Genomic DNA, 12740 nt, shown 5'->3' on the forward strand with positions numbered 1-12740 from the left:
GTCAGCCGTCGGGCTGGCTGCCGCTCTCCGACAAGATCGCGCCAAGCTGATGGATTAACCGGTCGATGCCCTCGGCGTCGACCGTCAGCGGGGGGCGGACCTTGAGGATATTGTTATCCGGCCCTTCGCAGCCAATCAGAATACGCGCGGCCCGCATTCGGTTGAGGATATAAGCCGTCTGCCGCGTCGCGGGATCGCGGCGCGTGCGGTCGTTGACCATCTCAACCCCGACAAACAGCCCCATGCCGCGCACATCACCGATCAGCGGGTGTTTCTCGGCCAAGCCTTGCAGTCCAGACATCAACCGCGCGCCCATCACGGCGGCGTTTTCCGCCAGCCCCTCGTCATCGACGATATCAAGTACGGTTTTGCCCACGCGGCAGGACAGGGTCGAACCGCCGAAGGTGGAAAAGAACTCTGGCCCCTTGGCGAAAGCCTTTGCCACTTCGGGCGTCGTGATCACCACGCCGAGCGGATGGCCGTTGCCGATGGGTTTGCCGAGCACGACGATATCCGGCAGCACGCCCTGCGCCTCAAAGGCAAAGTAGTGCTCCCCCAGGCGTCCCAGCCCGGTTTGCACTTCATCCGCAATACAGATGCCCCCCGCCGCGCGGATGCGCTCGTACACGCCTTTAAGGTAGCCGTCTGGCGGCAAGATCTGCCCCCCGACCGAGGGGAAGGTCTCGGCGATGAAGCCCGCCAACTTATGCCCCTTGCCCGCCATGCGCGACAGCGCGTCATCGACTTGTGCGGCATAGGCTTCGCCGGGGTTCTCTGACCCGCGTCGAAAGGCGCCCCGGTAATCGTCGGGGATATCCACCAGTTCCACCCAATCGGGTTGGCCCGCGCCGCCCTTGGCGTTGAACTTATAAGCCGAGAGGTCCATCGCCCCGGTGGTATTGCCATGATAGCCATGATCCGGCGTCACCATCCCGCGCCCACCACTGGCCGCCCGCGCGAGGCGCAGCGCCAGTTCATTCGCCTCGCTGCCCGAATTGACGAACCAGCAGACCGACAACTCAGGTGGCAGTTTCGACAGCAGCTTCTCTGCAAACGCCGCCTGCGCCGGATGCAGATAACGCGTGTTGGAGTTCATCCGCGTTAACTGATCCGCCACCACCGCCTGAATGCGCGGATGCGCGTGGCCGACGTGTGGCACGTTGTTATAGGCATCGAGATAGGGCCGCCCCCATTCGTCGAACATATGGTGCCGCCAGCCACGCAGCAGCATCACCGGATCGTCATAGGTGAGCTTGAGATTGCCGCCGAAATGGTCCCGCCGCATCTGCGCGACTGCGTTTTTATCCGTCGGCTCCCATGCCACATGGGCGTCGGGCAGGTTCAGCAGCGCTGCCGGATTGGGGCAGATCGCCTCCCAAAGATAAAGCTCATCTGGGTCGGCCACGCCGGGCCAATCGCTGCCCATGCCCGAAAGCGTATAGGCCAGCTGGAAGTGCAAATGCGGCGCCCAGCCGCCGTTGCAATCGACCGCGCCGAACTGCGCAAAGACCGCCCCCGCCGCGATTTCCTGCCCTTCGGCCAGCCCGGCAATGCTGTCCGGGTCAAGATGCCCATAAAGCGTGTGGAACACATCCCCCGTTGGTGTTTCATGGGCCAAGATCACCATACCGCCATAGTCGAGCGATCCCGTCCGGTTCTCGGTAAAGGTCACGCGACCGGCCAAGGGTGCGCTGACGGGCGTGCCGGCAGGGGCGAAGACATCCACCCCCATATGCACGGTGCGCCGGTTCGAGGATTTCCACGGCCCTTTGCGAAACGCCGGCGCGGTGTAGACCAGACGCGGCTCGCGGTAGTAGCCCAGCCATATGTCATCCGGCCCGAACCGGTCCGAACCGAGGGCGGCCGCTTCGGCAGCGGTCATGTCGAACGGGTTGCGCGGTGTCGCCACAGCCTCGACCGACAGCGCCCCCATAGGGGCGGCATCCAGTGGCACGCCGATCACTGGCGCGAAACTGCCGCGCGCACTGTCGATCCATGCGGCAACCCGGGCGGTGGCGTCATCCAGCGGCAAGCCGCAAGCAGCCCGCAACCGGCAGCGCAGCAGTTCAGCATCAAGCGTGACCCCTTCTAGGAAACGCCACGCCGGAGCCTGCGAGATCGTTACATAGGGGTCGTCCGGATTGTCCTGCGCCATCAGCGTGGAGTTCACGACGCTCATTGCCAGCCGCATCCGCAGCAGCGGATAGAGCGCGTCAACCTCGGCTCCGCTGAGCGGATTGACACTGTGATAGCCCGCTACCAAAGCCGCCAGCGCGGCCTCGGGCTCTGCATGGTCCAGCACAACATAGGCGGCACAGATCGCCAGATCGCAAATGCGCGGCGCAGCGCACATGTCGCCCAGATCAATCAGCCCGGTGACCGCACCCGCCCCGCCATTGCCAGAGATCAGCACGTTGTAGTCGTTCAGGTCGTTGTGCAGCGCTTGGTGCGATAAGGCGCTAACCGCATCACGCGCGTGGGTGAACTCTGAACAAATCTGCGCCAGCAGCGCATGACGTTGCGGGTCTGTGATTACATCCAGCTTGGGGGCGATCCAATCGGCCTGCATCAGATCCCATTTGAAATCACGCGCCAGCCCCGGATGCTCAAAAGCCGCCAGCGCCGCCGCCAAACCGCCCGCAGCCCGGCCCAGCTCATTGATCAAGGCAGGCGTATGGGGGCTGAACTTCGCATAGCAGACACCGGGCAACGCCTCTTGCAGCCAGACCAACCGCGTCTCGCCCGCGTCATCAGCAGCCTCAACCACCTGATCGCCGCTCCGCGACAGGATCACACGCGGCATCGGCAGATCAGGCGCAGCCTCGGCCACATGGGCCAGCGCGGCGGTCTGCATATCAATCAGACCCGCGTCACAGCCTGCACGCATCACCTTGAGCACATAGCCCGCCCCATCGCGGCCCGTGGCGCGGAAATTGAGATCATACTCCCCGTCGAGCCTGTGAAGATCGGCCTCGATCCCCCAATGCTCGGCCAGTACTTTTGACCAATGTTGCAGCATGTCCCGTCCCCCCGTATTTAACGCTGCCATAGATCGCGAAGCGGGGTGAAATGACAAGCCTTTTCCTTGGCTTGCCGCCTATCTGGTGAAGCTTTTTGCCAAGGCCTGTTCTGCCCCTTTAACAATGTCGTGCAAAATCTCTGCGGCAGGACGGATGTCATGGATTAACCCTGTGACTTCACCGACAAAAGCATTTGCCACACGGGCATCGCCTTCTGCCACAGCTGCCTGCCAGCGCGGGCGTTCCTCGGCCAAAACCGCACGCAGCCCTTCGGGGTCGTGATGCCAACGGTCTGTAAAGTCATTGCGCAACACGCGCCCGGTGTAGCGCTTGGGCCAATCAAAGCCGCGCATAATATCCGTAACCGTGCTGCGCAGCGTGTCGTCGCCGCTGGCCTTGATCGCCGCTTGCAGCATCGCCGGATGCACCAGCGCCTCATCCGAGGCCCAAAAGCGCGAGCCGATAACCACCCCATCGGCCCCCAGCATCAGCGCTGCGGCCAAACCCCGCCCGTCGCCCACGCCGCCTGCTGCGCAGAGCAGCGTGTCCGGCGCATGGCGGGCAATGTGATCGGCAATTTCAGGTACAAGGGTAAAGGTCGCGCGGCGCTCGCCATGGCCCCCGGCCTCGGCCCCTTGGGCAACGATGACCTCCGCCCCCAAATCAATCGCATGAGCCGCATCGCGCAGGGTTTGCACTTGACAGATCAATGGCACCTTGGCGGCTTGAATGGCAGGCACGAAGTCTGCCGGGTCTCCGAAAGACAGGAAAACCGCCGCCGGGCCGCGGGCAAGCACTTCCTCTAACGCCTGCGGATGCGCCCGCAGCGCCCAAGTGATAAAACCGCAACCGACCGATTGATTACCCGCCAAATCCTGCTGTTCCGCGATCCATTCACCTGCGTCATAGGCACCGCCAATCATCCCCAAGCCTCCGCCGCTTGAGACCGCTGCGGCCAGCCGCCCGCCTGCGGCAAAAGCCATCGGCGCTTGAATGATAGGGTGCTTGATCCCCAGCCGTTCGGTGAGCCGCGTGGTCAACATGCTGTCACCGCGCCGCCAGAATGGCGTCTGCCGCCTTTTCCGCGATCATCACGGTGGGCGAGGCTGTGTTGCCCGAAACAATTTTGGGCATGATCGACGCATCAACCACCCGCAGCCCGGTCAAACCATGAACCCGCAACTCGGTATCCACCACCGCCATTGGGTCACTGCCCATTTTGCAGGTGCCGACAGGGTGAAAGATCGTCGTGGCGATGTCGCGCGCCTTTTCCAGCAGGTCTTCGTCGCTTTGCACCACTGGGCCGGGCAGGATTTCTTCGGGCATATAGGGATGCAGCGCCTTGGCGGTCATAATATGGCGTGCCTGTTTCATCGCCGTGACCGCCACGCGTTTGTCGCTCTCGGCGGAAAGATAGTTCAGACGGATATCAGGCTGCACGTCACTGTCGCGGCTGGTCAGATGACAACTGCCGATACTGTCGGGCCGCAGATTGCAGACGGAGACGGTGATCGCGGGGAACCTGTGCAGCGGATCGCCCAGCTTGTCTGTCGACAAGGGTTGGACGTGATACTCCAAGTCCGGCGTTGCCAGCGCGGGGGCAGATTTGGTGAACATACCGAATTGGCTCGGCGCCATCGCCAGCGGGCCGCTGCGCCGCATGAGGTACTCCAACCCCATACGCCCCTTGCCCCACAGCGAATGGGTCATGGTGTTCAAGGTCTTGGTGTTCTGCACCTTATAGACGGTCCGGATTTGCAGATGGTCTTGCAGGTTCTCCCCCACGCCGGGCAGATCATGCAACGTGGCAATTCCCATACCGCTGAGCAGATCACCCTGCCCGATGCCCGACAACTCAAGGATCTTGGGCGAATTAATCGCCCCCGCAGACAGTAACACTTCGCCCGCCGCCTCTGCCCGCAGCGCACGTCCTTGATGGGTAAAGCGCACGCCGGTTACACGCTTGCCGTCAAGGATCAGCCCATCTGTATGGGCATGGGTCAGCACCCGTAGGTTGGGCCGCTTCAACGCCGGACGCAGAAAGCCGCGCGCCGTGTTCCACCGCACACCGCCCTTTTGGTTGACCTCGAAAAAGCCGGAGCCTTCGTTGTCGCCGTCATTAAAATCGGCACGCGGTTCGATCCCGAATTCCCGCGCACCTTCCTGCACCGCCTCCAGAATATCCCACCGTAGGCGTTGTTTGCTGACCTTCCACTCGCCGCCTGTGCTGTGGTTGGCCGTGGCCCCCGCGTGATGGTCTTCGGACTTCAAGAAATAGGGCAGCACGTCCTCCCAGCTCCAGCCAGTATTGCCCAGTTGGCGCCAATGGTCGTAATCTGCCGCCTGCCCGCGCATGTAGATCATACCGTTTACCGAAGAGCAGCCACCCAACACTTTGCCGCGCGGATAGACCAAGGAACGCCCATTCAACCCCGGCTCAGGCGCGGTTTTCATCATCCAGTCGGTGCGCGGGTTGCCGATGCAGTAGAGATAGCCAACCGGCACCTTGACCCAATGGTAATTGTCGTCCCCGCCCGCCTCTAACAGCAAAACCCGGTTCTTAGGATCAGCGCTCAGACGGTTGGCCAACACGCAACCTGCGGTCCCGGCCCCGACGATGATATAGTCGTAGGCACCCTCAAGCTGCGTTTCCTTGTCCATTACCCCACCCCTTTTATAAGTCCAGCCGGTTGCCCGTCTGCAAACTTGGTAAAGAGCGCGGAGAGAAGCGGCAATCCCTGCAAGGCGTCTATGCGCGAAAGCAACATACCCTTAGGCTTTCGACCACAACCTGTCGCGCTTGTTGATTTTTTACCCATCTTCGAGATTATGAGCAGATTGGACACGCGACCCTGTGGTGCATTCTTTCCCCTATTAGGGAAGACCCATTTGCCCCTTGGTTGGATATAAAGGTGAGTTTGTTGCGGCGACCCGAGATCATATTAGTGCTGGGATGTCTTGCTGTCACCGTTGGGCTGTTTCTCTTGAGCAGCCGCAGCAATGACGCTGCCGCCGAGCGCCGATTTGAGCAGATCGTCGAAGAGAGCCTCCAAAACCTCGACGCGCGGATGCATAGCTATATGCAAAGTCTGAATGGTGTCGCAGCCTTTATGAACGCCTCCGACGAGGTCACGGCACGTGATTTCTCCGACTACGTGAATACGCTAGAGCTTGATAGCTTCCTGCCCGGCATCAGCGGCATCGGTTTTATCGCGCCGGTGGCAGCAGGGACCGAAGAGGCCTTTCTTGCGCAGGTCGCAGCGCTCGGGATCGAAGATTTCCAAATCCATCCAAAGACAGGCAATGCGGACCGGATGGTGGTGCAATATATCCATCCCCCCGCCCCCAACACCGAAGCCTTGGGACTGGACCTGAGCTTTGACGAAGACCGCCGCCGGGCCGCGCTACAGGCGCTGCGCATGGGCAAGCCGCAGCTGACCCCCCTGATCAATCTGGTTCAGGACGAAAGCAAGAGCCCTGGATTCTTGCTCTTGCGGCCAGTTTTTGCTGTGGGAGCGGTTGGCGGCTCCGGCACGCGCCCCACCGATGCAGAGGGGTTCATTGGCTGGATTTATGCCCCCTTTGTCGCGGCCAAGCTGTTGACTGATCTGACGCCCGCGCAGGGGCAGGCCTATGAGTTGCAAGTCTTTGACGGTCTAATGGCTGACCCGGACAGACAGCTTTACGACGACCGCGCCACAGATGCGCCAACCGGACGGTATCGCACCGCCCAGACCATTGAGCGTTTTGGGCGGCCTTGGACTTTGCTCCACAGCAGCACGCCGACATTCGACGCGACGAGCCAGAGCAATCTGCCGCTGATCCTGCTGGTGTCGGGCCTATCGCTCTCGGGGCTGCTGGGCGTCGCCTTTCGCAGCCTGCGCCAGCGCAGTGCAGCGCTTGGCGAACTGGCCGCGCTGCGTGAACGACAGATTGACGCCAATGAAGAAGAGAACCGGTCCCTCATTGAAAACGCGGTGACGCCGGTCTTTCTGCTGGATGGGCAAGAATGCGTGCTCTTCGCCAATCAGGCAGCCCTGGTTTGCTTTGGCTATGGTCGCGAGATGTTGCGCGGCATGACGTTTCGCGAATTGATAACCTGCCATTCCGGTGAAACCGAAGATGGGCAGGTCAATGCGACCGGCAAGACCTGCTTCGGCCAAGTGCTGAAACTTAACCTACAACGCAACAGTTGGACGACCCACACCGGGGAGCGTCGGGTCACGGCGATCGTGCGCGATCTGACCTCTGAAATCGCCATTCAAGAAGAGCTGGCGCAGAATAAAGCGCTCTATGATCTGGCGCTTGAGGGCGCTCAGATTGGCGTGTTTGATATTGATCTCGTCACTGGAAAATCGGCGGTTTCTGACACGTGGCGACATATCGTCGGCCTGCCGGAAAACCTTCGCACACCAGACACGCAGGCTGAATTCCTGCAACGGGTCCATCCTGATGATCTGCCAACGCTCACCCAATCCGATCTGGCCTGCATCAAGGGAGAGACCAGCCGGTCCATTACTGAATTCAGGATTAATGTCGGAGATAACAATTGGCGCTGGATGCGGTCAGACGCGCGAGTGACCGAACGTGCGGCGGATGGCACGGCGTTGCGGATGGTCGGGACGCAGATGGATGTGACCGATCTGGTGCATTCCCGAAACGCGCTGGAGACGAGCGAAAGCCGCTTTCGACAAGTCTTGGCCGCCGCGCCAGTGGGCATGGCCATTCTGGGCAAGGGCGGGGCTTTCAAAAGCGTCAACAGCGCCCTCTGCACCCTTTGTGGGTATAGCGAAAAAGAGCTTCTTGCGGGGATCAAACTGGGCGACCTCTTGCCCGAGGACGATTTGCGCAAGCTCTATGGCGATGTGCAGGCATTGGTCGCTGCCAATTCCACCGAAGTCTATCAAGCGCAATGCCGCATCGCCCACAAACGTGGCACCGAACGCTGGGGACTGTTCAACGTCTCTTGGACACTGGACAGGAACACACGTGAACATGTCTATATCGTCCAGATCAACGACATTACCGATCAGAAAAAACTCGACCAGATCAAAAGCGAGTTTGTCTCTACGGTCAGCCATGAGCTGCGCACCCCCCTGACCTCGATCAAAGGCGCTTTGGGGTTGATCGACACAGGCGAGCAGACAAAGTTGCAGCCCGCACATGTACGGCTCATAGAAATCGCACGCAGCAATGCAGACCGCCTGTCGCATATCGTGAATGATATTCTCGATCTTGAGAAGATCTCCTCCGGCGAGGTTGCTTTTGATTTTCATGACATCGACTTGGGCGAAGTGATCCGCGCTTCGAGCAGCGAGATGTCGCCCTTTGCCAGCACCCACAGCAACCAGTTGGTTGTTCAGGTGCCTGATACGCCGCTGATGGTACGGGCAGATGAAAGCCGCACCCGGCAGGTGCTGGCCAATCTAATATCCAACGCCTGCAAATACTCTGACCCGGATAGCGACGTGCTGATCCGCGCCGAGCAACTGGGCGACAAGGCTATTGTCTTTATTCAAAACAGCGGACCGGGCGTGCCAGAGGCTTTCCGCCCACGCATCTTCCAAGCGTTTTCACAAGCCGACGGCTCAGACACACGGGCCAAAGGTGGCACCGGGTTGGGTCTTAACATCACGCGTCAGATCATCTCTCGCCAAGGCGGCACCATCGGGTTTGAGAGCATTCCCGACGAGATCACAGTATTCTGGTTTACCTGTCCAATCGCCGAGGGCGCGACAGCAGAAACGCCTGAGCCGGCACCAAACCTGATCGAAAACCGCGATGCGACGCTTCAGGTACTGCATATCGAAGATGACCTCGATTTCTCTGAGGTCATCCGTGCGGGGCTGGGCAAGGTCGCGCAGGTGACTAATGTCACCTCACTTGCGCGCGCACATTGGGCGCTTGGCCGGATGAAACCGGACATCATTATCCTTGATTGGGCCTTGCCAGACGGCGACGCCAGAACCTTGCTTGACGATATTGCCCGCCTGCACCCCACCGCTAAGGTCATCAGCCTGTCGGCGGACAGCAACCGCGAACCGGATGATCGGGTCGACGTCCATCTTGTTAAATCCCGCAGCGGCATCCGCAAGGTTGTCGATTCCATCACAGGTACAACGGCGCGGGCATCTTGAACTTGCTATATAAAAATTGCTGACGCTAAAGTGCGACATGCCATATTATTGCCAAACTGGCCTGACAGTTTAATCAAATTACTAGACGAGCGACACGCATTTGGTGGGAGAGCGTATCGTTGAATCGGCGAGGGATTACGAGTGTCGTCACATTTTGCTAACAAGCGCACCGCTGGGAGCTTCTTTTTAAGCTCCGCACTCGCGGCTGGCTGGTACACCGCCTCATCTGCATTACTTTCCGGCCAAGCGGGGGAGACTATCCCCGTGGTCGGCGCCATCGTGTTGGCGGGCCTTGCACCCTTTATCATCCCCATGGCCCGTCCAACCGTGCAAACCGAAGATGCGCAGCTTGGTATGGCCCAACGGCTCAAGGCTTTTGATAGCCATGCCATCGTAAACATCGTCGATACCAAGGGTCTGCTGACAGAGGTGAATGACCGCTTTACCGCGCTTACTGGCTATACACGCGACCAGTTGATCGGCCAGCCTGTCTCAATGCTCTATGACGATGACTTCAAAGAACTGGCCGCCGAGATCCGCGCAGGCCTGAAACGTGGCGATACATGGCAGGGAGAGACTCCGCTACGCTGCGCGGACGGGCGGATGATCTGCACGCAGATCACCGTGATGCCGATGTATGATACCGCCGGGAAATGGACTGGCTCAATCACAGCCCGCACAGATGTGACCCGCGCCCATGAGCTTTTGGCCGAACGCGACACCGCGGAAACCCTGTATGAGCTGCGCGACGATATCTGGATCGTCGATGCCGAGACCAACCGCCTGACCTATATGAACCGCAGCGCCATGCGCCGCACCGGACTGAGCGACAAAGCCTATAGCGCCAAAACGTTGGATGAGCTTGCGCAGGAAGCCGATTGCGCGCCAATTCTCGACGCCTGCAAGACGCTCGCTGAGACCGACAAGGCCATGACGCAGTTTGACGCCGAGATGTTCGGCAAGCATTTTCAGGTTACGATCAAAATGCTTAAAATCGGCCACGCACCGGGCCGCTTTCTGATTATGCTGCATGACATCACAGATATCATCAACGAAGAGCGCACCAAGTCTGAGTTCATCTCTATGGTCAGCCATGAGCTGCGCTCGCCCCTAACGTCGATCAAAGGCTCGATGGGGTTGTTGCTGTCCCGCGCGGCGGGGGATCTGCCCCCCAAAGCCCGCGCCCTGCTCGAAATTTCGCACCGCAACGCAGACCGTTTGGTGCTGATTATCAATGACATCCTCGACCTTGAAAAGATCGCCAATGGGCGGCTCGAGTTTGATATGGAAAAGACCAATATCTCCGAGCTTTTGCACGAAACAGGCAGCGCCAATGCGTCACTGGAACAGCGTTTCGGGGTCCGTATTCAGATTGAAAACGCCGATGCGCCGATCTGGCTCACCACCGACCCGAACCGCATTATTCAAGTTCTGACCAATCTGCTGTCCAATGCCGCCAAATTCTCCAAACCCGGCGACCGTATTGTGCTGCGCGCCGAAGACAGCGCGGACGAACTGCGCGTGTCGGTGACGGACAAAGGCTTGGGCATTCCGGTGAGCGAGCAACACAAGGTGTTCCAACGCTTTGCCGACCTATCAAACTCCAACCGCTCCTCCAAAGGCGGTACCGGTTTGGGGCTGAGCGTCTGCAAAGCGATCGTCGAAAGCCTTGGTGGTAAAATAGGTTTTGACAGTCGTGAAGGATTTGGTACGACATTTTACTTTACCCTGCCGAAGAAAACTTCTCAGATGGGGTCGAAGGAAACGGCTCCGCTCCTGCGCGAAGCCTCCTAAAGTGAGTACATGATGATCAAACTGCTGCACGTCGAAGATGACGCGGATATTCGTGAAATCGCGCTGATGGCGCTTGAACTCAGCGGCGAATTCGACGTCGTTCAATGCGAAACCGGCGAGGCGGCGCTGAATCAGGTGCAGACCTATACGCCTGATGTGATCCTGCTCGACATGATGATGCCCGGCATGACTGGCCGTCAAACACTTGAAAAGATGCGCGAGATGGACAGCCTGCGCGATGTGCCCGCAATCTTTATGACAGCGCGTGCGCAACACAACGAGATTGAAGAGCTGCGTGAGTTGGGCGCTGCCGATGTGATCAGCAAGCCTTTCGATCCCATCTCCCTTGCCGATCAGGTGAAAACCGCAATGCAGGCCGGGTAACCCCGCGACCTGCGGCCCCTTCGGGCTGGCTCAATCCATCTTAAGTCAGGCTATGAGGCGTCGAAAGGCGTCAGCTTAGCGCGTCGGTCTCTTTGCGGCACAGTGCCACAAAGGAATCCAAGGCCGAGATCAACTCGATCGGGCAGATCGCCAAATCGGCGTCCGGTCCGGCAAGATGGTCGACAATCTGAAGCTCACAGTTGCGCGCCGTCTGTCCCAGTTCTTCGAACCCGAGCGACCCGGCGCTGCCGGCGATCTGGTGCAAGATCGCCTGCGCCCCTGCGAGGTTGCTGTTGATCTCTTCGACGGTCTCACCATCCCAGGCCGCAAGGCCGTAGCTGGCGATCTGTGTCTGCCGTTCTGCCAGCATCTCAATAAAACGCGTGCGGATACGCTCGATGCCGGGAAGTTCTGTCATCAATTTTGTCATGCGCGTTGGTCAACCTGCCAAAAGTTGGTCAAGGATTTGGTATGCGCAAGGCTTGCCGCTTCGGCGCTGGAATGCGCATCGGCCAAGGCGTCCATAACCGAGCTACCGTGCTTCCAGATCAGACGCACAGCATTCCCGGCGCTCACACGGGGATGAACCCGCGTACCGTGGTTGTCAAACAGTTCCGTTTGCGACAGTTCAAAGTTCACCGCATCCATCAGCGCCGCCATATCCGGACGCCAGCCGCTCTCCGTGATGCATACAAAGGTGCCGTTGCCCGCATAGGACATCAGGAATTGATGCCCGATCAGCGTGTCAGACAGGACTTCGGCCACGTCGGAAACAAGGCTGTAGAACTCAAAGGCGGAGAGGCTGGCGTGGAATGCGTCGATCTCTCGGATCGTGAATGCAAAGGTTGTGGAGCCGAAAAGCGCACTGCGCGACAGTTGCGCGACGTAGTTTTCCATCGCCGTGTATTCGATGACATTATCGACGTCATAGATCGAAATCGGCTCGAACAATTCAACGTGTTTGGACTGGTCGGCCACCGATTTCGCCGCGAAAATCTTCTTGGTGCGCTGCTGCTTACCTTGGGCGGCATTTTCAACGATTTTGATCCGCGACGTAAGTTCGGCAATCTCAAAAGGCTTGGTAACGTAGTCTGACGCCCCCGCCGCAAAGGCCGCGTCGATATAGCGTTTGTCGGACATCGCCGTGAGCATCAGAATTGGCGTATCGGAATAGCGCGCCGTCTCGCGAATACGTTTGGTCAGATCGATCCCGTCCATTCCGGGCATCTGAATGTCGAACATGAAACAATCGATATGCCCGATATCGGGGTCGGCCAATGCTTCGAGCGCATCCAAGGCCGAGTCAGCCGTCAACAGTTCATGAGTCCCAATAATTTCGACGAACTGCCCAAGCAATTCGAGGATAATCGGATCGTCATCCACCGCTAGGATTCTCATTCACTCT

General features: G+C 59.3%; 8 protein-coding genes. 3 read left to right on the forward strand and 5 right to left on the reverse strand.

Going from position 1 to position 12740, the window contains the following annotated elements:
* Position 1 precedes the first annotated feature (1 nt).
* The 3 genes from HTT03_RS16080 to HTT03_RS16090 form a co-directional block, all read right to left on the reverse strand.
* Positions 2–3019 carry an aminotransferase class III-fold pyridoxal phosphate-dependent enzyme gene (locus HTT03_RS16080; protein ID WP_174860801.1) on the reverse strand — a complete coding sequence of 1006 codons (3018 nt, stop codon included), beginning with the start codon at positions 3017–3019 and terminating at the stop codon, positions 2–4.
* Between the two features lie 78 nt (positions 3020–3097).
* On the reverse strand, positions 3098–4063 hold the full coding sequence (locus HTT03_RS16085) for an NAD(P)H-dependent flavin oxidoreductase (protein ID WP_174860802.1): 966 nt from the start codon (positions 4061–4063) through the stop codon (positions 3098–3100).
* Between the two features lie 4 nt (positions 4064–4067).
* Positions 4068–5681, reverse strand: a complete 1614-nt coding sequence (locus HTT03_RS16090; RefSeq protein WP_174860803.1) for a GMC family oxidoreductase — start codon at positions 5679–5681, stop codon at positions 4068–4070.
* 251 nt (positions 5682–5932) lie between these two features.
* Here HTT03_RS16090 and HTT03_RS16095 point away from each other — a divergent pair, with 251 nt between their 5' ends.
* The 3 genes from HTT03_RS16095 (at position 5933) to HTT03_RS16105 (ending at position 11335) form a co-directional block, all read left to right on the forward strand.
* A complete protein-coding gene (locus HTT03_RS16095) occupies positions 5933–9157 on the forward strand; it encodes a CHASE domain-containing protein (RefSeq protein WP_343035867.1) in 3225 nt (1074 codons plus the stop codon).
* Positions 9158–9421: 264 nt separating this feature from the next.
* The gene (locus HTT03_RS16100; RefSeq protein WP_343035868.1) at positions 9422–10951 is read left to right on the forward strand and encodes a PAS domain-containing sensor histidine kinase; all 1530 of its coding nucleotides are present in this window, start codon (positions 9422–9424) and stop codon (positions 10949–10951) included.
* A gap of 12 nt (positions 10952–10963) precedes the next feature.
* Entirely contained in the window at positions 10964–11335 is a 372-nt protein-coding gene (locus HTT03_RS16105; RefSeq protein ID WP_174861245.1) for a response regulator, read from the forward strand.
* Positions 11336–11405: 70 nt separating this feature from the next.
* Here the strand turns inward: HTT03_RS16105 and HTT03_RS16110 are convergent, their stop codons facing one another.
* Together HTT03_RS16110 and HTT03_RS16115 are read right to left on the reverse strand one after the other, a co-directional pair.
* A complete protein-coding gene (locus HTT03_RS16110) occupies positions 11406–11753 on the reverse strand; it encodes an Hpt domain-containing protein (RefSeq protein ID WP_246253575.1) in 348 nt (115 codons plus the stop codon).
* A gap of 8 nt (positions 11754–11761) precedes the next feature.
* Complete coding sequence (locus HTT03_RS16115; protein WP_174860806.1) at positions 11762–12733, reverse strand: response regulator; 972 nt, start codon at positions 12731–12733, stop codon at positions 11762–11764.
* Between the last annotated feature and the right edge of the window lie 7 nt (positions 12734–12740).

The sequence above is a fragment of the Sulfitobacter maritimus genome (genome assembly GCF_013346665.1).
Taxonomy (GTDB): Bacteria; Pseudomonadota; Alphaproteobacteria; order Rhodobacterales; family Rhodobacteraceae; genus Sulfitobacter; species Sulfitobacter maritimus.